The organism is Blautia sp. MSJ-36, assembly GCF_018917985.1.
In the GTDB taxonomy this organism is placed as follows: domain Bacteria; phylum Bacillota; class Clostridia; order Lachnospirales; family Lachnospiraceae; genus Blautia_A.
Genome location: NZ_JAHLPQ010000002.1, coordinates 130,552 through 156,644, shown reverse-complemented (window position 1 = coordinate 156,644; position 26,093 = coordinate 130,552). Strand labels below are relative to the sequence as shown.

19 protein-coding genes and 1 other annotated feature (1 of these 20 running past the window's edge) are annotated in these 26,093 nt (G+C 44.4%); of the genes, 14 read left to right on the top strand and 5 right to left on the bottom strand.

The window, feature by feature from the left end:
- Positions 1-212, top strand: a binding site (T-box leader) (it extends 35 nt beyond the left edge of the window).
- A gap of 77 nt (positions 213-289) precedes the next feature.
- On the top strand, positions 290-793 hold the full coding sequence (locus KQI39_RS02870; RefSeq protein ID WP_118062304.1) for a TRAP transporter small permease: 504 nt from the start codon (positions 290-292) through the stop codon (positions 791-793).
- Positions 794-4,126, top strand: coding sequence for a TRAP transporter large permease subunit (locus tag KQI39_RS02865; RefSeq protein ID WP_216416295.1), 3,333 nt, complete (start codon positions 794-796; stop codon positions 4,124-4,126).
- Between the two features lie 172 nt (positions 4,127-4,298).
- On the opposite strand, the gene KQI39_RS02860 is transcribed toward KQI39_RS02865, so the two are convergent.
- Entirely contained in the window at positions 4,299-5,189 is an 891-nt protein-coding gene (locus KQI39_RS02860) for an IS701 family transposase (protein WP_442860753.1), read from the bottom strand.
- Positions 5,190-5,614: 425 nt separating this feature from the next.
- Between KQI39_RS02860 and KQI39_RS02855 the strand changes: the two genes are divergently transcribed.
- The 10 genes from KQI39_RS02855 (at position 5,615) to KQI39_RS02810 (ending at position 18,743) form a co-directional block, all read left to right on the top strand.
- Positions 5,615-6,181, top strand: a complete 567-nt coding sequence (locus KQI39_RS02855) for a recombinase family protein (RefSeq protein WP_216416293.1) — start codon at positions 5,615-5,617, stop codon at positions 6,179-6,181.
- 301 nt (positions 6,182-6,482) lie between these two features.
- A complete protein-coding gene (locus KQI39_RS02850) occupies positions 6,483-8,273 on the top strand; it encodes a hypothetical protein (protein ID WP_216416290.1) in 1,791 nt (596 codons plus the stop codon).
- A gap of 400 nt (positions 8,274-8,673) precedes the next feature.
- On the top strand, positions 8,674-9,606 hold the full coding sequence (locus tag KQI39_RS02845; protein ID WP_216416288.1) for a GTP-binding protein: 933 nt from the start codon (positions 8,674-8,676) through the stop codon (positions 9,604-9,606).
- Positions 9,590-10,702 carry a DUF3878 family protein gene (locus KQI39_RS02840; RefSeq protein WP_216416286.1) on the top strand — a complete coding sequence of 371 codons (1,113 nt, stop codon included), beginning with the start codon at positions 9,590-9,592 and terminating at the stop codon, positions 10,700-10,702. The genes KQI39_RS02845 and KQI39_RS02840 overlap by 17 nt, the downstream gene beginning before the upstream one ends.
- A 136-nt stretch (positions 10,703-10,838) precedes the next feature.
- Positions 10,839-11,072 carry a hypothetical protein gene (locus KQI39_RS02835; RefSeq protein ID WP_044962326.1) on the top strand — a complete coding sequence of 78 codons (234 nt, stop codon included), beginning with the start codon at positions 10,839-10,841 and terminating at the stop codon, positions 11,070-11,072.
- 211 nt (positions 11,073-11,283) lie between these two features.
- Positions 11,284-12,441: a CobW family GTP-binding protein gene (locus KQI39_RS02830; protein WP_216416284.1), complete on the top strand. Its 1,158-nt coding sequence runs from the start codon at positions 11,284-11,286 to the stop codon at positions 12,439-12,441.
- A 94-nt stretch (positions 12,442-12,535) separates the two neighbouring features.
- Complete coding sequence (locus tag KQI39_RS02825) at positions 12,536-13,486, top strand: TIGR03943 family putative permease subunit (RefSeq protein ID WP_021977126.1); 951 nt, start codon at positions 12,536-12,538, stop codon at positions 13,484-13,486.
- A 13-nt stretch (positions 13,487-13,499) separates the two neighbouring features.
- Positions 13,500-14,078, top strand: coding sequence for an aminoacyl-tRNA hydrolase (gene pth / locus KQI39_RS02820; protein ID WP_021977127.1), 579 nt, complete (start codon positions 13,500-13,502; stop codon positions 14,076-14,078).
- A gap of 7 nt (positions 14,079-14,085) precedes the next feature.
- A complete protein-coding gene (gene mfd, locus KQI39_RS02815) occupies positions 14,086-17,412 on the top strand; it encodes a transcription-repair coupling factor (RefSeq protein ID WP_118062310.1) in 3,327 nt (1,108 codons plus the stop codon).
- A gap of 149 nt (positions 17,413-17,561) precedes the next feature.
- Entirely contained in the window at positions 17,562-18,743 is a 1,182-nt protein-coding gene (locus KQI39_RS02810) for an FKBP-type peptidylprolyl isomerase (protein ID WP_216416283.1), read from the top strand.
- A gap of 75 nt (positions 18,744-18,818) precedes the next feature.
- Here KQI39_RS02810 and KQI39_RS02805 read toward each other — a convergent pair whose 3' ends face one another.
- Entirely contained in the window at positions 18,819-19,616 is a 798-nt protein-coding gene (locus KQI39_RS02805; RefSeq protein ID WP_243278934.1) for an HAD family hydrolase, read from the bottom strand.
- A gap of 10 nt (positions 19,617-19,626) precedes the next feature.
- Positions 19,627-20,832 carry a DUF4317 domain-containing protein gene (locus KQI39_RS02800; RefSeq protein WP_216416281.1) on the bottom strand — a complete coding sequence of 402 codons (1,206 nt, stop codon included), beginning with the start codon at positions 20,830-20,832 and terminating at the stop codon, positions 19,627-19,629.
- Between the two features lie 368 nt (positions 20,833-21,200).
- On the opposite strand from KQI39_RS02800, the gene KQI39_RS02795 reads away from it, so the two are divergent.
- A complete protein-coding gene (locus tag KQI39_RS02795; protein ID WP_173762734.1) occupies positions 21,201-22,202 on the top strand; it encodes a hypothetical protein in 1,002 nt (333 codons plus the stop codon).
- Between the two features lie 166 nt (positions 22,203-22,368).
- On the opposite strand, the gene KQI39_RS02790 is transcribed toward KQI39_RS02795, so the two are convergent.
- Positions 22,369-23,013, bottom strand: coding sequence for a phosphoribosyltransferase (locus KQI39_RS02790; RefSeq protein ID WP_148446119.1), 645 nt, complete (start codon positions 23,011-23,013; stop codon positions 22,369-22,371).
- A 307-nt stretch (positions 23,014-23,320) separates the two neighbouring features.
- Positions 23,321-23,773 (bottom strand): Hsp20/alpha crystallin family protein, encoded by a 453-nt coding sequence (locus tag KQI39_RS02785; protein ID WP_195566184.1) that lies wholly within the window; start codon positions 23,771-23,773, stop codon positions 23,321-23,323.
- 676 nt (positions 23,774-24,449) lie between these two features.
- On the opposite strand from KQI39_RS02785, the gene KQI39_RS02780 reads away from it, so the two are divergent.
- Positions 24,450-26,081 carry a glycoside hydrolase family 36 protein gene (locus KQI39_RS02780; RefSeq protein ID WP_216416279.1) on the top strand — a complete coding sequence of 544 codons (1,632 nt, stop codon included), beginning with the start codon at positions 24,450-24,452 and terminating at the stop codon, positions 26,079-26,081.
- Positions 26,082-26,093 lie beyond the last annotated feature (12 nt).

The following is a 26,093-nucleotide window of genomic DNA, read 5'->3' as shown; positions in this document are numbered from 1 at the left end:
AACCGTCTTCAGAGAGCTGTGACTGGTGTGATGCAGCGTCGGAACTGCCTTGAATATCATCCCTGAGAAGGAAAGCCGAAAGTTTCAGACAAGTAAGTAGGTTTTCACGGGTACTTCCCGTTACAGAAGTCGCGTATGCCGGTACGTTGCAGAATCGTGCTTGTTTCAATGGAGAAACAGGGTGGTTGCGGAATTTTATATCCGTCCCTGAGAGGGGACGGATTTTTTTTATCCAAAATCCTGGGGTAATGGTCTGAAACCGGAAAAAATACACAAAAGGGGAAAGAGTATGAAAGTGTACAAAAAACTCATGAACGCACTTGCAGCAGTAGAAAAAATCGTACTGGTCATTTCCACACTGCTGATCCTTGTGCTGACTGTGGGAAATGTATTTTCCCGTAAGGTCATCCACCGCTCATGGTCTTTTACAGAAGAGCTTGTTGTAGCGGTGTTTGTTCTCATCACACTTCTGGCAGCAGCACTTGCCTGCCGCGAAAAAGGAGGACTGGTAAGTCTGACATTGTTTACAGACCGTCTTCCGAAAAAACTGGAAAAACCATCTGTGATCCTGATCACGGTTCTCAGCATTGTTTTTTCCGCAATCCTGTTTAAATACGGAATGGACAAAGTTCTTACACAGCTGGCAAACGGCAAGAGAACTTTCGTACTGAACTGGCCGGAGTGGATTTTCTGGTCCTTCGTACCGATCGGAGCAGTCTGTATGATCCTTCATTTTATTGAGTACTGTCTGGACTTCTGCCTGAAAAAAGATGATGAAAAGGAGGACAAATAAATGATCAGTGCAATCTTATTTATCTCCTTCTTTATTTTCCTGATCCTGGGACTTCCCATTGCGATCTGCTTAGGTCTGTCATCTGTATGTGCCATCCTTTATTCCGGCACATCTCTGACGATCGTAGCTACAAATATGTACTCCGGAATCAGTAAATTCCTGCTTCTTGCCATCCCGTTCTTCGTTCTGTCCGGAAACATCATGGCAAAAGCCGGTATTTCCAAACGACTGATCAACTTCGTAGATACCTGCGTAGGACATAAAAAGGGCGGTATCGCCATTGTATGTGTTATCGTAGCCTGCTTCTTCGGAGCGATCTCCGGTTCCGGTCCTGCAACGGTTGCGGCACTTGGAGCAGTTCTGATCCCGGCTATGGTTGAGCAGGGCGGTTTCTCCGCACCGTTTTCCACGGCATTGATGGCAACCTCCAGTTCCATCGCCATTGTCATACCGCCGAGTATCGCATTCGTTGTATACGCTTCCATCACAGGTGTATCTATTGCAGATATGTTCATGGCTGGTATCGTTCCGGGACTTCTGATGGGTGTTGCTCTTGTGATCATCGTTATGATCGAGGCAAAGAAACATAACATTCAGCCATCCCGTGAAAAAGCTTCTGCAAAAGAGCGCTGGGCTACATTTAAAGATGCATTCTGGGGATTCCTGATGCCGGTTATCATCCTCGGAGGAATTTACGGTGGTATTTTTACACCAACTGAGGCTGCAGCCGTATCTGTTGTTTACGGTCTGTTTGTTGGTATGGTGATCTACCGTGAGGTTAAGCTCAAAGATCTGTTTGACATTCTTGTGGATTCTGCAAAGACAACCGGCGGAATCATGCTGATCGTAGCAAGTGCTTCCCTGTTCTCTTTTGTATGTACCAAGTTTGGTATTGCAAATGCGGCATCTGAGCTTCTTGCCAGCATTGCACATAATCAGTTTACCTTCCTTCTGATCGTAAACATCATTTTCCTGATCGCAGGATGCTTCATCGATGCAAACTCTGCGATGTATATTTTTATACCGATCATGCTTCCGGTATGTAAGGCTCTGGGCTATGATGTGGTAGCATTCGGTGTTATGGCAACAGTTAACCTTGCGATCGGACAGGTAACACCTCCTGTAGGTGTAAACCTTTTCGTTGCCATCAGTATCAAGATCAAAAAAGGTCTGGAGGTTACTCTTCAGCAGATCTCCAGAGCAGTTATGCCGATGATCGCTGCATCCGTTGCAGTTCTTCTGATCATCACTTATATTCCGGCTGTTTCCACAGCTCTTCCGAAGGCGCTTGCAAAAGAGGGCTCCTATACAGGAGACCAGTCTTCTGACACAGGAAGCCAGAGCTCCAAGGATGCCGGAGACGGAAGTGATTCCTTTAATACCATCGCAGATTACAGTGATCTTGACTGGCCGGAGATGACATGGAACTTCGCATGCTCTACAACGGAGACAAGTACCTGGGCTGACGGCGGACGTAAATTCGGTGAGCTTATGGAAAAAGCAACCGGCGGAAAAGTCAAGGTTAATATTTATGCAGCAGACCAGCTGACAAACGGAAATCAGTCCGAGGGAATCCAGGCACTGATGAACGGAGACCCGGTACAGATCTCCATGCATTCCAATCTGATCTACTCTGCATTTGACCCGAGATTCAATGTAGTATCCCTGCCGTTTATCTATGATTCTTACGATGACGCAGATGCAAAATTTGATGGTGAGGCCGGAGAAAAGCTGAAAGAAATCCTTGGTGAGTACGGACTTCACTGTATGGGAATCGCAGAGAACGGTTTCCGTGAGCTGACAAACAGCAAGCATGAAGTAAAAACTGTAGACGACATGAAGAACCTGAAGGTTCGTGTGGCCGGTTCCAATCTTCTCATGGAATGCTATAAGAGATGGGGCGCAGATGCTACAAATATGAACTGGTCCGAGACCTACACAGCACTTCAGCAGAACACGGTAGAGGGCGAGGAGAACCCGTTGCCGGCTATCGACGCAGCCAGCGTACAGGAGGTACAGCCGTACTGCTCCATGTGGGATGCAATCTATGACTGTCTGTTCTTCTGCATCAACCAGGATATTTATGAAAGCCTGACACCGGAACAGCAGCAGGTTGTTGATGAGGCAGGCCAGAAGGCTGTTGAGTATGAGCGTTATATCAACCGTTCCGGCGACGAAGAGATCATGAGCCGCTGGGAGAAGAGCAACGGTGTGACCTTTACAAAGAAAGAGGATATGGATATCGATTCCTTCAAGAAAGCAGTAGACGGAATCGACGACTGGTTTGTAAACGAGCTTAAGAGTGCAGGCTATGACGATGCACAGGATCTGGTAGATCTTTTTACAGAGGATTCTGTAGATACCGTGGAGGATTACAGTGATCTGAACTGGCCTGAGACAACCTGGAACTTTGCATGCTCCACAACAGAGACAAGCACCTGGGCTGACGGAGGACGTAAGTTCGGTGAGCTTATGGAAAAAGCTACAGGAGGAAAGGTCAAGGTTAACATTTACGCAGCGGATCAGCTGACAAACGGAAACCAGTCCGAGGGAATCCAGGCACTGATGAACGGAGATCCGGTACAGATCTCCATGCATTCCAATCTGATCTACTCTGCATTTGACCCGAGATTTAATGTGGTATCCCTGCCGTTCATTTATGATTCCTATGATGATGCAGATGCGAAGTTTGACGGCGAGGCCGGAGATAAGCTGAAGGAGATCCTTAACGGCTACGGACTCCACTGCATGGGTATTGCAGAGAACGGTTTCCGTGAGCTGACAAACAGCAAGCATGAGGTAAAATCTGTAGATGATATGAAGAATCTGAAGGTTCGTGTAGCCGGCTCTAATCTTCTTATGGAGTGCTATAAAAGATGGGGCGCAGATGCCACAAATATGAACTGGTCCGAGACTTACACAGCACTTCAGCAGAATACGGTAGAGGGCGAGGAGAATCCGTTGCCTGCCATCGATGCAGCCAGTGTACAGGAGGTACAGCCATACTGCTCCATGTGGGATGCCATCTATGACTGTCTGTTCTTCTGTATCAACCAGGATGTTTACGATGCACTGACACCGGAGCAGCAGGCTGTTGTTGATGAGTGCGGCCAGAAAGCCGTAGAGTATGAGCGTTATATCAACCGTTCCAGCGATGATGAGATCAAAGCACGCTGGGCAGACAAAAACGGTGTGACTTTCACAGAGAAAGATGACATGGATATCGATTCCTTCAAAGAAGCGGTAGACGGCGTAGATGAGTGGTTTGTTCAGGAGCTGAAAGATCAGGGCTATGACGATGGCCAGGATCTGGTAGATCTGTTTACAAAGTAATCTTCATACATAATCATAAAAGGGTAAAATAGCCGGAAAGAGGCAGTTCTGAGAAGATTTTTCAGGGCCGCCTCTTTTCTTTGTGGGCAAAAGATTATATACTGGTAACAGTCCGGTGTCTGCCGGACAGGAGTATTATTGAGATAAAGTAAAGGAACACCAGTTTACAACTTTATAAATGATAGACTTGCTGACAAACCAGCTGTTTTAAAGCCTTTGTCATAGCATTTGATTTTATATGTGTTTCGATATTTTTCACGAAAGTGGCAAAAAATATCTGATTGCGAATGCCCTGACTCAATTCAAAACGAAACTCCTGCACGCTTTTTGTGCGGTACTCAGAAAAATGTTCGTTTTGATAGGGCAGAATCTTCATGGCACAATAACTAATGTTGATCAGATTGACCAGCATTTCAATTCCTTTGCAGTTTCGCACCATATAACTACAAAAAGACCAGAATGTTTTCTGTTCATAGTAGCTCGTTTCAATATTCCAGCGAAACGAGTATAATAACAGTGGAATGTATTTCATACGGTCACTTCTAGTCTGGTTCAATGGTGCTTTTTCCTGCCAGGCACAGAAAATCTGCAGATTTTCTGGAAAAACAGTGCTAAAGAATAGACGTTTTGTACCATGCTCTTTTTCAGCAGTAGTGACATAGACAAGGACTTCCCTGTTGCCGAAAATCTTAGTGAGAACTCTGTGGACACCAGTATAATAATCACCGATCTTTTCATTAGACAACATAAAATCTGTCTCAACAGAAAGATGTTTTCCATGTTTGGCTGGACGTCCCCGGCGACCGGTACGTACAGGTGCAAGATCATACATGACAGAATCAATCCTTGCATTACCAATTAGATCCAGATTTGAATATTTATCAACGATGGATACCAGGTTCTGTTTTGTATACCAGCTGTCACAAAGGATGATGACATGATCTTTGCTTTGAAATTCAGGCATAACCTGTCGGATCATAGATGCTGCCAGTTCCAGTTTAGATTCTTTTTTCTGCCACATGCGATAACCGAGCGGAACAGAAAAAGTTTCAAAATAAATCAAAAAATATTGATGAAATCTACTAATCAGTGTATTTTCGTTGTATAATAATTTTATCGTACAGGGTCACTTTCCTTTGTAATGTTTTGGTCAAACTCATTATACATCAGAAAGCCCTGTACGATATTTTTTTATGAAAAAGTTGTAAAGTGGTGTATACACTATTTAAAATAAAAATTTTGTCATAACGTGGGATGAAAAAAATTTTTTTCTCGATATTTTCAGATGAATTTCGATTATGATAGTTTCCGTATATGCCTTTATTTATAATGGATAAAGTTTTTCACAAGAAAAGATGAGTTATTATGTATGATTAAACATAGTGTGGAATCATAACCTAAAAGTATTGACACCATTTTAAGGATGACGTAAAATCAAGGCATAGATCGGTGTCATAACTTAGGACCACTAAGAAAGGGAGAAAATCTATGATTTATGGATACAGTAGAGTGCCTACGAAGAGTCAAGCGAAAGATGGAAACAGTCTGGAAGCACAGGAAGCTGCTTTAAAGGCTGCTGGTGCACAAAAGATATATTCCGATGCTTTTACAGGTACAAAATCACATCGTCCGGAACTTGATAAACTGCTGGAAGTGATTCAACCAGGTGATACATTGATTGTAACTAAGTTAGATCGAATTGCCAGAAGTGCATCCCAGGGTACAGAGCTAATTGAAGCGCTTCTGAAGAAGGACATTATAGTGCATATTCTGAATATCGGAATTATGGATAGTACACCTACCGGAAAGCTGATTAGAAATATATTATTTTCATTTGCAGAGTTTGAGCGTGATATGATCGTAGAGCGTACGCAGGAAGGAAAGGCTATTGCAAAGCAGAATCCGGAATTTACAGAAGGTAGACCGAAGAAATATTCAAGGCAACAGATTAATCATGCACTTGATTTATTGGAGAATCATTCTTACAGGCAAGTTTGCCAAATGACAGGTATTAGTAAGAGCACATTGATTAGAACAAAAAAATATAAAAAGTAATACTTGAACTGTATGCAGCTTTATAAAGAACTGGAGAAAGAATACAGTATGTATCATCAAAGTAATTACCTCTAAAAACAATCGTTACCGAGAACGGAGTGAACAGTAACAAACAATCAGTAACGCTTGTAGAATTTTTACCGTTAGGGTAGACAAAAATAATTTGCGGTGCTAAAATTAAAGGGTAACAAAAGATAAATCTGCACTAAACAGAACCTATTTCTATGTTTAAGTATGGTATAAAAATAGAGAGAGATAGAATAGGGATTCAAGATTTTGAAACTTTATAAGGAGGAAGAAAATGAAGAAAAAGAAGTTACTGAGTACTTTAATCTGTATGACAATTACAGTAGGAATGCTTCCAACAACGGCTTATGCTACTGAAGATGGCACGGAGATCGAGAATCAACAAGTCATTACACCAGAGCAGCCAGAAGCAACTCAGATTCCAACAACGGCTTATGCTACTGAAGATGGCACGGAGATCGAGAATCAACAAGTCATTACACCAGAGCAGCCAGGAGCAACTCAGATTCCAACAAGTTATATGGTATACTGTGAAGATCATGGTCCAGTACAGATGGATCTTATAAATGATACATTCACAATCGGAAAAGTGGAAGACAGCGACGGCAGTTATGTATGCCCGATTACAATTGCAACAAATGCGTATGCAGAAAAATATTCAACAGCTACTAATAAAACACATACAGCAGTTGAAGAAAACATCACATACAATATGACCTGGACAGGCACAGAATGGAAAGCACCAGAAATGACACAACTTCCGGTAATTAACGTGAAATGTGAAAAAGAAGTAGTTCCGGCAGCACCAGAAGCAACTCAGATTCCAACAAGTTATATGGTATACTGTGAAGATCATGGTCCAGTACAGATGGATCTTATAAATGATACATTCACAATCGGAAAAGTGGAAGACAGCGACGGCAGTTATGTATGCCCGATTACAATTGCAACAAATGCGTATGCAGAAAAATATTCAACAGCTACTAATAAAACACATACAGCAGTTGAAGAAAACATCACATACAATATGACCTGGACAGGCACAGAATGGAAAGCACCAGAAATGACACAACTTCCGGAAATTAAAGTGAAATGTGAAAAAGAAGTAGTTCCGGCAGCACCAGAAGCAACTCAGATTCCAACAAGTTATATTGTATCCTGTGAAAATCATGATTCAGTACAGATGGATCTTATAAATGATACATTCACAATCGGAAAAGTGAAAGACAGCGACGGCAGTTATGTATGCCCGATTACAATTGCAACAAATGCGTATGCAGAAAAATATTCAAAAGCTACTAATAAAACACATACAGCAGTTGAAAAAAACATCACATACAATATGACCTGGACAGGCACAGAATGGAAAGCACCAGAAATGACACAACTTCCGGAAATTAAAGTGAAATGTGAAAAAGAAGTAGTTCCGGCAGCACCAGAAGCTAACAAACTTCCAATGGGCTATATGGTTAAATGTATGAAGAGAAGTTTTTACCATAAAGCTAGATTTATGCATCAACTTCCAAAAACAGTTACTATTGGTAAGGTAGAAAAGAAAGGTAACAACTACGTTTGTAAAATTTCTGTATCTACTAAATCATATGCAAAAGCTTATTCAAAGGAATTCGGTAAGGTACATGCTGCTATTAAGCCAAAGATTACTTATCAGATGACTTGGGATGGCAAGCAGTGGAAAGCACCAGAAATGACACAACTTCCGGAAATTAAAGTGAAATGTAAAAAAGAAGTAGTTCCGGCAGCACCAAAAGCTAACAAACTTCCAATGGGCTATATGGTTAAATGTACGAAGAGAAGTTTTTTCCATAAAGCTAGATTTATGCATCAACTTCCAAAAACAGTTACTATTGGTAAGGTAGAAAAGAAAGGTAACAACTACGTTTGTAAAATTTCTGTATCTACTAAATCATATGCAAAAGCTTATTCAAAGGAATTCGGTAAGGTACATGCTGCTATTAAGCCAAAGATTACTTATCAGATGACTTGGGATGGCAAGCAGTGGAAGGCTCCAACATACAGCAATTTGCCAACTATTCTATTGAAGTAGCATGCGCAAGAAGTTTTCATTTTTTTCCATTTGGATGGTAAAATAAGCGCCTGATAAGAATGGATGCAATATGAAAAAAGAAGGCCCAAAGGCTTTAATGTCATTTAGATAAGGATGATATTATGTTAAGGGGTTCTTTTACAGCGAGTAAACAATTCGTTTATTCGCTGTTTTTCTATATTTAAAGGCATTTAACATGATAAATCTGCACATTTCATCCGGTTTCTGTATCAGTATTTTTTATCCGGAATAACAGAGAAATCACTGACTGTATTTTATTATGCATGTTCCTATGCAAGGATTGATTCTGCTACAAATGCTATGACAAAGGCTTTAAAACAGCGGATTCGTTGGCAAGTCTATCGTTTATAAAGTTGTAAACTGGTGTAAAGGAAGAAATATGATAAAAATTGATCTGATAACCGGATTTCTCGGATCCGGGAAGACAACATTTATAAAAAAATATGCCTCCTATCTTCTGAAAAAAGGCATGAACATTGGTATCCTGGAAAATGATTTCGGGGCAGTGAATGTGGATATGATGCTGCTTCAGGATCTAATGGGTGACAACTGTGAGTTGGAGATGGTTTCCGGCGGTTGTGATGCGGACTGTCACAGACGGCGATTTAAGACAAAGCTGATCGCTATGGGAATGTGCGGTTACGACCGTGTCATCGTAGAACCATCCGGAATCTTTGATGTGGATGAGTTCTTTGACGCCCTCCATGAGGAACCGCTGGATAAATGGTATGAGATCGGAAATGTGATCGCCATTGTGGATGCGAAGCTGTCAGAGGATCTTTCTGCGGAAGCAGATTATCTGCTGGCTTCCGAGGTGGCAGATGCAGGCTATGTATTACTGAGCAGGAGCCAGGAAGCCACGGTGGAAGAGATCAGCAGCACAAAAGAGCATCTCAACCGTGCACTTGGCCAGATCCAGTGCAGGCGCTGTCTGGACAGTGAGATCCTCACCGGAAACTGGAATGATCTTACGGACGCAGACCTGGAAAAGATCCTGAATTGTGGATATGTGTCAGAAGCTTATGTGAAGGAATCCTATGCGGAAGGCGGTGGATTTGATTCTCTGTTTTTTATGAACGTTCATAAAAGCGAGGAGGAACTTCATGAAACTGCAGAAAGGATTCTGAATGATCCATCCTGCGGAGATGTTTTTCGCGTAAAAGGTTTTCTCAGAAAAGAAGATGGACAGTGGCTGGAGCTGAATGCTACCCGCCATGAGATCTGCATCCGGCCGGCAAAGCTGGGACAGGAGATCATGATCGTTATTGGGGAGAAACTGAATAAAGAGGTAATTGATGGATACTGGAAATAATACTGCAGGAAAAACAGCACCGGAGAGATATGTCTCAGAGAAGGCCTTTGAAGAGCTGCCAGATACCTTTCAGAAGCTTGCAGAGCTGCTTGGAGAAGATCAGTTTGAACTGGTGGCAGTGAATGATGAGAAAGATCCGCAGGATCAGAAAGCAGGATCAGAAAGTGCTTTTTCGGAAGCAATTGCGGAAAAGTCCGATGACAATATGTACAGAGTGGATTCTTATGTAAAAAACGGCGAAATCCGTCTTGTGTATCTTATGAATGATGCGGTAGAAAGCTTTCTTGTTTTTGGAAATGCCCGTATGACAGGTGTATACAAACCGGATTACGAGGGCGAGATCCTGGCAGATTTAAGCCGGCAGGGGAGAGAATATATCCTTGTGGTCCACCAGGATGATTCGGTGGTGACTTTGTTTTTTGAAACTTTGTCTCTGGAAAAACATCTCTACGATTACAGTCAGATCGGACATTTCTGGGTGGAAGGATATGAATATCTGCGGCAGCTGGAGTACCGTCTGGCGATCCTGCGTGACAAATATGATTATATTGGCGGGGACAGCTGCAATGCTCTGGAGGAGAAGCTTTCCGCACTGGTGGAGTTCCCACCTCTGAACTACTGCTGTTATCCGGCTGTTCCGGAGAAATATATTGTGCCCAGGGAAGAGCCGTGGATCCCTTCAGAAAGAGCTGTTTCGGTAATGAAAGAGATTGCACGTGAGGCGGGAGACCGCACTTTTGTCAGATGGCTGGGGATCTATCGGAGATTTCCGTTTAAATGGATAGCACGGAAGCTGGCAGGAATGCTTCACCGCACGAAACACATCCAGGTGACAATGTGCCTTTCCGGGAAACTGCAGGAAGCTTCTGCCGGATACGGAGATCGTTCTTTTGGAAAAGAAGCGGATGAACAGTTGAAAGTTCTGGTGGAAAAAGCCCGGGGAAAACAGGCAGAACTGAAAAAACAGGGAACAGAGTCGGAAGTACTCAGGGAAGAACCGTTTACCATTGCCAGAGATTCTCTGGGATTTAAGGTTTATCTCATGAAATGGAACAAAGGAAGAAAAGACTGTACCGTTGAAATTGAAGAAATATGACGAAATATATATAGATCCGTAGAGAATATCTGTGAAGTGTTTTTGCCCGGCAGGGATTGCTTTTTTAAAAACACTGGGGTATAATCTAACGGAAAGAGTTAAGAACAGCCCTTTAATAAGAAAGGAGATTTTTAAAATGAAAGTAACACATATTACAGATATTGATAAATTTTTTGAGGTAATTGACAGCTGCAAGGGCAGAGTAGAGCTTGTAACAGGAGAGGGAGACAGACTGAACCTGAAATCCAAGCTTTCCCAGTATGTATCTCTTGCAAACATCTTTTCCGCTGGTGAGATCCCGGAGCTTGAGATCGTTGCAGCAGAGAAAGAGGATATCGACAAACTTATGAGCTTTATGATCAACGGCTGATAAGAGGAACGATTTTCAGGGATGTGAGCTTTTCACATCCCTGTCTTAATCTGGATGCAAAACAGAACACGAATGTCTGTTTTACAAAATGGATATAATGATAACAGAGAGAGAAACAAGAATTTTTCTCTTCCATCATGATCATAACAGGATACAACCAGGGGGTATAAACACTTCCTGGTCAAACTACGTTAAAAGGAGTGTATACAAAATGGTAAAAATTGATATTATCTCCGGTTTCCTTGGTGCCGGAAAAACAACTCTGATCAAAAAACTTCTGAAAGACGGATTTCAGGGTGAGCAGGTCGTACTGATCGAGAACGAGTTTGGTGAGATCGGTATTGACGGTGGTTTCCTGAAAGAGGCCGGAATCCAGATCCGTGAGATGAATTCCGGATGTATCTGCTGCTCACTGGTTGGAGATTTCGGTACTTCCCTGAAAGAAGTTGTTACCAAATACAACCCGGACAGAATCCTCATCGAGCCATCCGGAGTTGGTAAACTTTCTGACGTTATCAAAGCTGTACAGGGTGTTCAGGATGAGGTTGACATCAAACTGAACAGCTATACAACTGTTGTTGATGCAAAAAAATGCAAGATGTACATGAAGAACTTCGGTGAGTTCTTTGACAATCAGATCCAGTATGCAGGCGCCATCATCATGAGCCGTACAGATATCGCAACTGAGAAGAAAGTTCAGGAGTCCCTGGAGCTTCTTCGCAGTCTGAATAAAGATGCAGCCATCATCACAACTCCGATTGAGAACCTTGACGGAAAGAAACTGGTAGAGGTTATGGAGCATCCGGTATCTCTGGAGCAGGAAATGCTTGAGGAAGAGCATGAGCATCATCACCATCATCATGATGACGAGTGTGGCTGCGGCCATGACCATGATCACGAGGAGCATGAGCACCATCATCACCATGACGAGGAGTGCGGCTGCGGCCATGACCACGACCATGACGAGCACGAGCATCATCATCACGACCATGACGGCGAGTGTGGCTGCGGCCATGATCATGACCATGAGCACCATCATCACCACGACGGTGAGTGCGGCTGTGGACATGACCATCATCACCATCATGCAGATGAGGTCTTCACAAGCTGGGGCCGTGAGACAATTAAAAAATTCACACGTGAGGGACTTGAGAAGATCCTTGAGGCACTTTCCGAGTCTGACAAATATGGTATCATCCTCCGTGCAAAAGGAATGCTTCCGGCAGAGGACGGAACATGGATCTATTTTGATATGGTTCCGGAAGAAACCGAGATCCGTGAGGGCGCACCGGAATATACAGGCCGTCTGTGCGTGATCGGTTCCAAACTTGACGAGCATGCTCTGGAAGAGCTTTTTGGAATCGCATAAAAACAGAACATAAGAGAAATTTTTCAGATTTTATATTACAGAAAGGAAATGGATACTGTCCGGATTAACGGATAGTATCTTACAGGATAAATTTATGGAAGAGATCAAAGTTCCCATTTATCTGATCACAGGTTTTCTGGAAAGTGGCAAGACCTCTTTCCTGAGCTTTACCCTGCAGCAGGATTATTTTCAGGTTGAGGGAAAAACACTTCTTATCCTCTGCGAAGAAGGAGAAGAGGAGTATGATGAGGAAGCCCTGAAAAAGAGCAACACCGTTGTGGAGGTTATCGACAGCGAGGAAGAACTGACACCGGAGAGACTTGCGGCAATGGATATCCTGCATCAGCCGGAGCGTGTGATCATTGAGTACAATGGCATGTGGCTGGTAAGCAAGTTTGAAGAGATGGAAAAACCGGCGGGCTGGGGTGTGGAACAGCACATTACCTGTGTGGATGCCAGCACATTCCAGGTTTATATGGCCAACATGAAGTCCCTTTTTATGGACATGGTCCGTAATGCAGATATGGTTATCTTTAACCGCTGTCAGGAAGAGGATCCGCTTCCTTCCTACAGAAGAAGCATCAAGGTGGTAAACCAGCGTGCAGAGATCATCTTTGAGGATGAAGAAGGCGAGCTTGGTGATCTTTTTGAAGATGAGATGCCGTTTGATATTGATGCACCGGTGATCGATATCCTTCCGGAGGATTACGGCATCTGGTTTGTAGATTCCATGGATCATCCGGACCGTTACGTCGGAAAAACTGTCCATTTCAAGGCACGTGCCCTGAAACCGCGTGGAATGGGAAGCAAATTCTTTGTTCCAGGAAGAACAGCCATGACATGTTGTGCAGATGATACCACATTCCTGGGATATATCTGCAAAAGCGCTTTTGCCCCGAAGATTGCAGAAGGACAGTGGGTGGAAGTTACCGCGAAGGTTGCTTTTGAGAAGAGAATGGAATATCAGGGAGAGGGTATTGTACTTTATGCAGAGCATGTGGAAGTGTGCGAGCCTCTTGCTGATGAGATGGTATATTTCAACTAACTGAGGAGTTTTTATGTATTTAATTGCAGGTTTGGGAAATCCGGGAAAGCAGTATGAGGCTACCCGCCATAACATGGGATTTGACACCATCGACTGCCTTGTGGAGAAGCATAATATCCCACAGGGCGGCGTAAAATTTAATGCCATGTATGGAAAAAGCATCATCGGCGGTGAAAAAGCCATTCTGATGAAACCGCTTTCCTATATGAATTTAAGCGGCGGTCCGATTCAGGAGATGTCCAGCTATTTCAAGATCGATCCGGAGACAGAGCTGATCGTGATCTACGATGATATCGATCTGGAACCGGGACAGCTTCGTATCCGCAAAAAAGGCAGTGCAGGCGGACATAACGGGATCAAGGATATTATCCGTCGTCTTGGAACTGAGAAGTTTATCCGTATCCGTGTTGGTGTTGGTGCGAAACCGAAAGACTGGGATCTGGCAGATTTTGTGCTGGGTCATTTTTCGGACAGCGACCGCAAGCTTGTGGACGAGGGAATTAATGATGCGGCAGAGGCCGTAGAAATGATCCTGTCCGAGGGCGTGGATGCGGCGATGAATAAGTATAACAGGAAAAAGCCTAAGAATTGAGGTTTGTATGGAAGCATTTTTGCAGCCTCTGCAGGGCCTTGCAGAGTTTGAAGAAATAAAAAAGCGCTGTGGCGCAAACCGCGGAATTCTTAATGTTTCCGGATGTATGGAGTCCCAGAAAGTCCATCTGATGTATGGACTTTCCGGGCTTTTTCCATGTCATCTGATCCTTGCGGATGATGAACGTAACGCAAAGGAAATTTATGAGGATTACCGCTTCTATGACAAAAATGTATATTTTTATCCGGCAAAAGATCTTCTGTTTTTTCAGGCAGACATTCATGGAAATCTTCTGATCCGGCAGCGGATGCGTGTGATCCGGGCACTTCTGGAGCAGGAAGAAGTGACGGTGGTTACCAGCATAGACGGATGCATGGATTTTTTGATGCCTCTGGAAAAGATCAAAAGCAGCCTTCTTCATTTTAAAAGTGACAGTGTGATCGATCTGGATCAGCTGAAAGCAGATCTGGTGGATCTGGGATATGAGCGGGTTGGCCAGGTGGAGCTTCCGGGACAGTTTTCCGTGAGGGGAGGGATCATTGATATCTATCCGCTGACGGAGGAGAATCCATGGCGTATTGAACTCTGGGATGATGAGATCGATTCCATCCGGAGTTTTGATGCAGAAAGCCAGAGATCTCTGGAAAATATAGATGAGATCACCATTTATCCGGCTACAGAAAAGATGGACTGCGAGGATATGGTATCTTTCCTGGATTATTTTCCGGAAGAAAAAACACTGCTGTTTCTGGATGAGCTGAACCATCTGGCAGAAAACGGCGAAGGTGTGGAGGAAGAGTACCGTCAGAGCCGCATGCACAGGGAGGAAAAAGGCGAGGCAAATCTTCCGGAACAGTGGCTCTGTGGTTTTCAGGAAGTGCAGAAGAAACTGAACAGACGGAACTGCGTGGCTGTGTCCGCACTTTCTCCGAGACGTTCCGGCTGGAAGATCAATGAGGAATTTGATCTCACGGTGAAATCTGTGGATTCTTACAACAGCAGTTTTGAACTTCTGGTAAAAGATCTTCTCCAGTATAAAAGCCAGGGGTACCGGATCGCCCTGCTTTCCGGTTCCAGGACAAGGGCAGAGCGTCTGGCAAAGGATCTCTCAGAGGAAGGCCTGAATGCTTTTTACAGCCAGGATACAGACCGTATCATAAGCCCCGGCGAGATCATGGTTGTTTATGGCCATGCGCGCCGTGGTTTCCAGTATCCGCTGATCAAATTTGCGGTGATGACGGAAACAGACATTTTCGGCAAAGAGCAGAAGAAGCGCAAAAAGAAGAAAAAGTACAGTGGAAACCGTATCCAGGATTTTGCGGAGCTTTCCATCGGGGATCTTGTTGTCCACGAAAAACATGGACTTGGAATTTATCGTGGAATCGAAAAAGTGGAAGTGGACCGAGTTGTAAAAGATTACATCAAGATTGAGTACCGTGGTGGCAGCAATCTCTACATCCTGGCAACTCAGTTGGATGCTTTGCAGAAATATTCCGGATCTTCCGAAAATGCAAAAACACCCAAGCTGAATAAACTTGGCGGACAGGAGTGGAACAAGACCAAGAGCCGTGTCCGGGGTGCGGTTAAAAATATCGCAAAAGAGTTGGTGGAGCTTTATGCGGTCCGTCAGGAAAAAGAGGGCTATGTCTGTGGCCCGGATACGGTCTGGCAGAAGGAATTTGAAGAAATGTTTCCTTATGAGGAGACAGAGGATCAGCTGGCAGCCATCGAGGATACCAAGAAGGACATGGAAAGTACCAAGATCATGGACCGTCTTGTGTGTGGTGACGTTGGTTACGGTAAGACGGAGGTTGCTTTGAGAGCTGCGTTTAAGGCAGTTCAGGAAAGCCGCCAGGTCGTTTATCTGGTGCCCACTACCATTCTTGCCCAACAGCATTACAACACCTTTGTGCAGCGTATGAAGGAATTTCCGGTGAAAGTGGATCTTCTCTGCCGGTTCCGTACTTCTGCCCAGCAGAAAAAGACCATCGAGGGGATCAAAAAAGGCCAGGTGGACATTGTGATCGGTACTCACAGGGTTCTTTCCAAAGATGTGGAATTTAAGAATCTGGGACTTCTGATCATTGATGAGGAACAGCGTTTCGGTGTCACTCATAAAGAAAAGATCAAGCAGATGAAAAAAGATGTGGATGTGCTGACACTGACTGCAACTCCGATTCCCCGAACTCTTCATATGAGTCTCATTGGTATCCGTGACATGAGTGTTCTGGAAGAGCCGCCTATGGACCGTGTGCCGATCCAGACGTATGTTATGGAATATGATGAGGAGACTGTCCGGGAGGCTATCCGCAGGGAACTTCGACGTGGCGGCCAGGTTTATTATGTATACAATCGGGTTAATGATATTGCGGAGGTAGCTCTTCGCATATCGAAGCTGGTGCCGGAAGCCAGGGTGGATTTTGCCCATGGTCAGATGAGCCAGAGGGAACTGGAGCAGGTGATGTATGATTTTATCAACGGAGATGTGGATGTACTGGTTTCCACTACCATTATTGAGACGGGACTGGATATCTCCAATGTAAATACCATGATCATCCATGATTCCGACCGATATGGTCTTTCTCAGCTGTATCAGCTTCGCGGACGTGTAGGACGTTCTAACCGTACTGCCTATGCGTTTCTGATGTATACGAAGAATAAGATGCTTCAGGAGACAGCGGAAAAGCGACTCAGCGCCATGCGGGAATATTCGGATCTTGGAAGCGGCTTTAAGATCGCCATGAAGGATCTGGAGCTCCGTGGAGCAGGAAATCTTCTTGGAGCTCAGCAGCATGGCCATATGAACGCGGTGGGCTATGACCTTTACTGCAAAATGCTCAGTGAGGCTGTCAAGGAGGCTAAGGGAATCCAGACTATGGATGATTTTGAGACGACCATTGATCTTAATATCGATGCATTTATTCCGGATTCCTACATCAGCAACGAATTTCAGAAACTGGATATTTACAAGCGAATTGCCGGTATTGAGAGTCAGCAGGAGTATGACGATATGCTGGAAGAGCTGATCGACCGTTTTGGTGAGCCGACGAAAGCAGTACTGAATCTTCTTGCCATTGCAAGACTGAAGGCCCTTGCTCATCAGGGATATGTGACAGAAATCAAGCAGCTCGGAAAAGATGTGCGGATCACGCTCTACGAAAAAGCGAAGTTGGATCCAGCAGGTATTCCTGCGATTCTGGCGCAGTACCGGAGAGGACTGCAGTTTAAGGCGGATCAGGAGCCGAAATTTATCCTGACTCCACAGGGAAGACTGATCGAAGAACTGATGAAATTCGCGGGAGAGCTGGCAAAACTGGCAGAGCCGTTAGAGTAAACATTTTCCCAGAAGAGATGTGGATAATTTGTGAAATGTCGTGTAAGTTCGTGAAATTCCTTGCTCTTAAAGAGGAAAACGTTTATAATTAAGCATTATGGAATAAGAGCCGGACCGTGATTTTTATGGACGGATAGATGGAGGATGAAATGAAAAATTCAGTAAAAAAAGCGGCAGTTACCGCTCTTGTCTGCGTTACAGCAGCAGGAATGATGGCAGGCTGCGGAAATAAAAAACTCGACGGCACAAAGACTGCAGTGACAGTGAATAAGCAGGAGATCCCGCTTGGTGTTGTAAGTCTTGCGGCACGTATGCAGCAGGCACAGGCTGAGGCTATGTACAGGATGTATCTTGGCGGCGGAAGCGACATGTCTATCTGGAGTACCAAGATGGGTGATGATTCCGATGAGACTTACGGTGAGAATGCGGTAACAACATCCGTTGAGACTGTTGAGAAAATGTGCCTGGAGAAAGAGCACGCTTCCGAGTATGATGTGGAGATCACTGAGGATGAGCAGAAGGCACTTGAGGAAGCAGCCAAGAACTTTATGGAAGCGAACTCCGATGAGACCATTGCGGAGCTTGCAGTTGATGAAGACATGGTGAAGACTTTCCTGGAGCTTGAGACATACGATGTGAAGATGAAGGATGCCATTGAAGCCAAGGCGGATGTGAAGCTGGATGAGAAAGAGTATCAGCAGATGTCTTTCAGCTATGCAAGCGTGAAAGTCAGCGGAGACGATCTTTCCGATGATGATATCAAGACAAATAAAGAGAATCTCCAGAAATTCTTTGACAAGGTTAAAGAGGATCCAACTGCAGATTTTAATACACTTGGAGACGAAATTTCCACAGATATGACAGCAACAACCGGTTCATGTCCGGCTTACGAGGAAGGCGACGACAGTGCAGCCAATGGAACAACCTATCCGGATGAGGTTCGTACTGCTTTAAGAAAACTGGATGAGGGTGCGCTGAACGAGGATATCATCAAGACAGATTCCGTATGGTATGTGGTAAGACTGGATTCCAAGAATGATGAGACGGCAACAGAGAGCAAGAAAGAGTCTCTGACAAATACCAAGAAGGATGATTTCTATAACGATACTACAGATGGCTGGAAAAAGAAAGCGGATATCAAAGAAGAGACAAAACTGATCAAGAAGATCAAGATCACAGATAATCACAGCTTTACGATCCAGACCCCAACTCCTACTCCGGACCCGGATGTGACGGAGACTCCGGCAGCTGAGGATTCTGCAACCGAGGATTCTACTGCAGCAGATTCTACAGAGGCAGAGGCAACTGCTACACCGGAAGCTGAGAAATAAATAAAAAAGTTATTTTAAGAGTATAAAAAACGGACAATGTACCATTTATCGTACATTGTCCATTTTTTTGTCAAATCAGATCAACTTAAAATGTTCCAGTGCGTTGTAGATTCCATCTTTATCAACAGCACTTGTCTGATAGGTGCAGTCCTTTTCGATATCGCCATAGGAGTTGCCCATGGCTACGCTGATTCCGGCTGCTTTCAGCATGGGGAGGTCGTTGGGGCTGTCTCCGAATGCGTAGCTGTTTTCCTTCGGGATGGAAAGGCGGTCCAGGAGAAATTCCATGCCTGTGGCTTTGCTGGTGCCCTTCTGTGTGACTTCCCAGATTCCGTCTCCGTGGTCAAAATAGGTGTAATGATCGTTGCAGAAGCTGCGGAATTTTTCTACATTGGAGTCCGGCAGCATGTGCACCAGGAATTTGTCGTAGGAGTAGGTGCAGGCGTCTTCACGGTTGAATTTCGTGATGTCTACCATGGGAATTTCTTTTCGCATTCTGGCTCCGAATTCAGACTGCGCCGGGGATGCGCCGTCATACAGGATTTCGGTGTTGGATTCAAAGAGTGCTTCGATCTTGCATTTGCGGAGCAGGTCTACGGTTTCTTTGCACAGAAGGTTGGGTACTGTGCGGAAGAAGAGCAGTTTGTTATCCATGTAAATGTGGGTTCCGCAGCCGTATATATAGCCATCGAAATGGAGTTCTGAGAGTTCAGAGGGCATCATGGCTTTGGTGCGGCCGGTGTTGATGAAGAGAAGATGGCCGTTTTCGTGGGCTTTTGTGAGGGCGAGGCTGGTGCTTTCCGGAACCTTGAAGGGGTGTGGGGTGAGCAGTGTGCCGTCTATGTCGAAGAATAAGATTTTTTTATCGTTCATAAGGTCTCCTTTAAAATGGGATTTCTTCTTCGTTGTCACTGTTATTAACGCCATGAGCGGGGATGGATTCTGCGATTATATTTTCGGCAGAATTCAGTGCGCTGACACGGATGCCGTTGAGTTCTACTTCGCTTTCCATGGGGATCACCAGGCATTTGCGGCCGTCGATGATCCGGGTTTCTACCAGGTCTGCGCGGTCCGGTGCTACGTGGATTACCACATCCGGAGTTTTGATCTCGAATTTTCTGGTGTTGGTGATATTGGATGCTACCAGGGAAGATTTTTCGCCTGCGGCAAGTTCGTATTGTTCATCAAAGTTCTGGAGTTTTTCGTCTTCTACGCCGCATTCTTCGAAGAGGCGTTTTACCTCGGATTTGGTGAGGACTACTGGTTCCGGTTCGTCTTTCTGGGATTCGATGAGGTCGTTAAGTTTTTCGTGGATCTCAAGGACGGTATCGTAGGCGCAGTCATCGCCGAGGGTTTCTTCAACCAGAGCGTTGAATGAGTCGCGCTGGGTTGCTGCGGACAGTGGTGTGGTACAGCCGAAGACTTCTTCCATCATGGTGGAGCGGAGGTTTTCGGCGTTTTTTGTGTAGTAGAGGAGGTCATGGATATCGGTGCTGCGGTCATTGAACTGTGGGAAGAGGAAGCCCCAGTCGGGCATTTCTACCAGCCAGTCGCGGATGCGGTCTTCGATGTTGTTGGTCTCTACGTTGTAGTGCAGACCTGCCTTGGAGAGTTTGACGGGGCAGATGCTGCAGAGGATGTGGTCGTAGATCTCATCGGAGGCGTCGAACATTTCGGCTCCGTCTGAGGATTTTCCGGGGATGTCGTAGACTGCGTGGATGAGGATGATGTAGTAGTTTTCGCCGTAGTCGTAGTTTTCGATAATTTTGTCGTAGAAGGCTTCGGTGAGGGTGTCGTCGGTGAGTTTGCTTTCCCGGAGTTTCATGAGAAAGTTTTGGGTTCCGCCTTCGGATTCCTGCTCCAGGGGGAATTCCATGTTAATGAGGTTTTTTCCGATGGTGCCTGTGAGGGTTTTTCGGAAGATATCAAAGTATTTGAAGGTTTCTTCTTCGGATAAGGATAAGAAGGCTTCTTTGAGTTCGGTTTTTTTGTTTTTTTCGCCGTCTACGTAGCAGCCGCAGATGCGGGTGATGGAGCAACGGTCGGGGGTGAATTGTTTTTTTATTTCTGCGATTTCTTTTTTGTTCATGTGTGGTTTACCTCGGTTTTTTGATTAGTTTGATTATAGCACAGGTGTTTGGTGGGGGCAAGGTTGTGAAAGGGACGCCCGGGAGGAAAGGCTGAGATTGTTTGTGGTTTGGCGGGAGGGTTGTGAGTGTCGGCGTGTTGCTGGACGCGTAGAAGTTGAGTAGTGTCGAATTTTTGGGATGGATTTTTGTGGTGTTGTGATGGGATGTGTGGTATGATTTGTATATCTTATAAGATCTGGCCATTTATTTGGTTTCTTTTGGCTTCAATGTCTGAAGCGTTTTTTCAAAAACATTTATAAAAACTGTATACAAGGTTTCTGTAGTGTTTGTTTGATGGTATAATTATGGATACCAGAAGGAGTATTGTTTGAGTGATAATACGATTTTTGATGATGTTTTTCGTACTATGATGGAGAAGATGACATTTCTGGTCGTGCCTTTGATCAATGATGTTTTTCATACATCGTATCCGGCTGATGTGGAGATTGTGCAGCTGCGTAATGAGTATCAGCGGGTGGATGGTGAGATTATTACGGATTCGCGGTTGTTGATCGGAAATAAGATTTATCACATAGAATGTCAGAGTACGGATGACACGACGATGGCTGTACGGATGATCGAGTATGATTTTGCAACTGCTGTTGAGTTTGCCAGGAAGCAGGGACGGAGGTATCGGATGGAGTTTCCTCGTTCTTGTGTGTTGTATCTGAGAAGCGGTAGCAATACGCCGGATTTTCTGGAAGTGGATGTGGTTTTTCCGGATGGAAAATGTCATTTGTACAGAGTGCCCACGATTAAAGTTGATAATTATACAAAAGATAAGATATTTGAGAAAAGTCTTCTTATGCTGCTTCCTTTTTATATCATGAGATATGAGAAAAGAGGGCATGAGATGAGTGAGGATCCACAACTTTTTCAGGAATTGTTGAATGAATATGAAGTGATCCGGAGTAAGCTGAAAGTGGAGATTACTGAGGTTGGAAGGTCTGAACTGTTCAGTGATCTGATTGGACTGATCACTCGGATATCTGATTATATTTTCAGAAACGAGGAGAAAGTCCGGAAAGGAATAGGTGAGGTTATGGGCGGACATGTTCTGGAACTGGAATCTGAGAAAAGGGCAAGACTGCTTAAGGAAGCTAAAGAACAGGCTGAAGCATTAGGGCTAGAACGAGGGATGGCGCAAGGAATGGCGCAAGGAATGGCACAAGGAATGGCACAAGGAATGGCGCAGGGAATGGCCCAAGGTGAGGAGCGTCTTAGCGTTCTGATCAACAGGCTTATCCTTGATGGCCGGGGTGATGAGATTCAGAAGGTTGTTACGGATAAAGAAATGCGTGAAGCCATGTATAGAGAATATCAATTATAAGCAGAAATTATAAAGAGGAAGTCATAGGGATATCAATGTCATTTATGAAGCATTGGTTGATATATGGCTTCTTCTTTGTTTGCAGATTTAGTGTGATATGAGTAAGTCCCCCGCGGGTTGTTGTTTTTTTGCAACCCAGGGAGGACTTCATTGATCTGGTTAAAATTTACAATACAGAATATCCATAGCTGCTGACAATGGCATCGATCTTCTGGCGGTTTTTGCACAGTGGGCAGTTGTCGGAGCGGTAAGAGTGATAGTCAGGGATGTCTCTGGCCTGGAAAATAGAGTGGACAGGGAGGGTAGCTACGCTGTCTACGCTACTGTAGATGGCTGCGACTCCGCGGATCTTGCCACCGTAATAGAGAACACTTTCGATGGCACGGTTCAGTGTGGAACCGGTGGTAATGGAACCGTTGAGGATGAGGATGTTTTTACCATTGATCATCGGCTCATAGTTGTCGCGGAAGATCATCTGTCCGGTGCTGTTGAATTCCGGTGTGATGACGTAAATGGTCTGATGAGCGTTCATGGAAAGTACACCGGCCTTGGTCAGTTCTTCGGCGAGATAGGCACCGATCACTTCAAGTCCATCCATGCAGACGATGGTGTCTACCGGAATAGATGCTTCATAATTTGCTGCGAGAGTGGCTGCGATACGCTGCGCTTCGGAGGATCTGGATTTCATGGTGGTGAGGTCCAGATAATGTGTGATATGAGACTGGGAAGTTACGAAATGTCCCGGAATCATTTTCAGCTGAATGCGGCTGTCACTACGTGCATAGATTTTAATCATTTTGTCCTGATCCATAATAAAAACCTCCTGTCATGATCGTGTTTTACGTGGCTGTTCAGGAGTATTGTCCTGAAAGATTGCGAAACAGATTTATTTAATGTGCATATTATACCATTAATTTCAAAAAAATGGAATAATGTACTGCAAAATATACAAAAAACATTCTGAAATACCAATAACTTTGTTAAAAAATACCCGATATTATGAATCCTTTGACAATGAGAATGCAGCGAAGTGGAATGCGAATGGCTGGTGTCAGGTATAAAAAGAGGAGGAGGGGAATCCCTGTGGATTCCCCTCCTCCTGTGAAAGTGAGTCATCGTTATCCTTCGATAGAAATGTATTTATCAGCTTCGATTTCCTGTGCTGCTTTCTTTGGAATAGAAAGTTTCAGGACGCCGTTTTCAAATTTGGCATGAACTTCATCGTTCTTTACACCATCCCCAACATAAAAGCTTCTGCTTGTACTGCCGGCGTAACGTTCACGGCGGATGTAGTTGCCCTTCTTATCCTGTTCGTCTTTGTCAAGGCCTTTGGCAGCGGAAATAGTAAGATATCCGTCTTTCAGCTGTACCTGTACTTCATCTTTCTTAAATCCAGGAAGATCTACATCCAGTTCATATCCTTTATCTGTTTCACGTACATCGGTTTTCATGATATTTTTGGCATGTTTGCCATAAAGAGGATTCTTACCACTAAAGAAGTTGTCTCTGAATCCAAAATCATCCATCCAGTCATCAAATAAGTTTTCTCCAAATACACTCGGGAACATCATAAGTCATTTCTCCTTTCAAATTGAAAAGCCGTTCCGGTGGATCAAGAGATCCAACTGTTGTCGGTATATCGTTACCACTTTGGGTTATTCCGCAGTGGTGATTGTTTGGTTATTCTGAACATCCGGAAGCTCTTTTTTTATCTCTTCCCTTGTTCTATATGTAATATAACACTTGCTGTTAGCAAAGTCAATAAGTGAGTGCTAAAATCACAATTTCTTCACATTTTCCGTAAAATGAAAAACTAATTTCCACCTTTAGCCCTTTATGTTCTTTTGTTGGAATCAGGGGTGGAACTTAGTCCTGCAATAAGGTATCAAAAACAGGAGTGAGGCCTGACATATTTACAAATGTCTAATATACGAGTCACGGGTTGGATGAAAAATAGCAGAGACGAGTTTTACAAAGTGAACATTCTGCAATGTTATAAAAACTTTAAAGCATAGAAAAAAAACAAAAAATCAATATAATAAAGCATATAGATAAGTAGTATGAAAGAAAGCTTCCCATATGTTGTTTGGGTTTGTACAGATAATAGAAGGAAAGCGCTAAATAACAAGAACAGAAAGTGTGAAATGCTTATATCTAACAGAAGCAAGGAAGTCCCCTGCAGGGTTGTGAAAAGCAATCAACAATAAGCAGCGGGCAGGGACTTGCTCATATCAGGAGGAGAGAATAATGCAGAAAACATATGCAGATTTTAAACTTGGTGTACCGGATTATGTAACGGTGGAAACAGAAGATGAGAGACTGGTATGCCAGGGTGGGCAGCCGATCGTAACTGCCGGTGCAACTACCGTAGAATTTCAGGATGCGGATGAACATGAGGATATATTTGTCACCTCAGAAGATGCAGTAAGATGTGTAAAACTGAGATGGAATTACAAGATCCCGAAATCCGCCAGATTCCTGGGAGATGCCTGGGAACGTACCTATGGTGATGTGGAATGGCATGGAATGAGCGGCAACCGTTATCTGCCATGGTATTTTTTGGCGAAGCTTTCTGAGAAAGTCCTCTGCTTTGGTGTAAAGGTCCGCCCTTCCGCTATGTGCTGCTGGCAGGCAGATACCAAGGGAATCACATTATTTCTGGATGTTCGCTGCGGTAATACAGGCGTACAGCTGAAAGGAAGAAAACTGCGTGCCGCACAGATCGTCTGCATGGAAGCAGAGGGAGCAGATACTTTTGAAACTGCACAGAAATTCTGTGAAAAAATGTGTACAGATCCGATCTTCCCGGAGTTTCCGGTATATGGAAGCAACAACTGGTACTATGCTTACGGCGACAGTTCCGAAGAGGAGATCTTAAGTGATACCGATTACATCCTGAAACTGACCGAAGGGGCGAAAAATCCTCCGTTCATGGTTATTGATGACTGCTGGCAGGAGCACCACCGCCTGGATGAATACAATGGTGGCCCATGGACAAAAGGTAATGCCAAGTTCCCGGATATGAAAGGTCTTGCAGACAAGCTGAAAGAAAAAGGTGTCCGCCCGGGTATTTGGGTACGTCTGCTTCTTAATGAGGATGAGAACATTCCGGACGAGTGGCGGATTTCCTATAATGACTGTCTCGATCCGTCCCATCCGGACGCACTGGCATATATCCGAGGAGATATCGAGCGTATCTGCGACTGGGGATACACTCTGATCAAACATGATTTTTCAACTTTTGATCTCTTTGGGAAATGGGGATTTGAGGCGAATTTAAGAGACAATTCCATGGAAAAATGGCATTTCTACGACCAGACCAAAACCAGCGCAGAAATTGTAAAAATGCTTTATCAGGAAGTTTATGATGCTTCCCGCAGCAACGACGCAGTGATCATCGGATGCAACACCATCGGACACCTGGGCGCAGGCCTGATGCACCTGAACCGGACCGGTGATGATACCAGTGGACGTATCTGGGAGCGTACCAGAAGAATGGGAGTAAATACACTGGCATTCCGTCTTCCACAGCACAATGCTTTTTATCATATTGATGCAGACTGCGTCGGCATTTTCGGAATGATCCCGTGGGATAAAAACCGCCAGTGGGCAGATGTTCTTGCAAAGAGCGGTACACCATTGTTTGTGTCCGCAAAACCCGGAGTCTTGAATCCGGAAGAATTTGAGGAGCTGCATCAGATCATGCTGCGGGCATCAGAACAGAAAGAGCATTTTGTTCCACTTGACTGGGAAGAGATCGACTGCCCGGAAGTATGGGGAGAAAATGGCGAGACCATCACTTACGACTGGTATGACAATGAAGGTCCGACCATGGATGCAACCGTGGAATACTACAATGCAAAGGTAGTTGTTCCGTAAATCCGAAGAAGG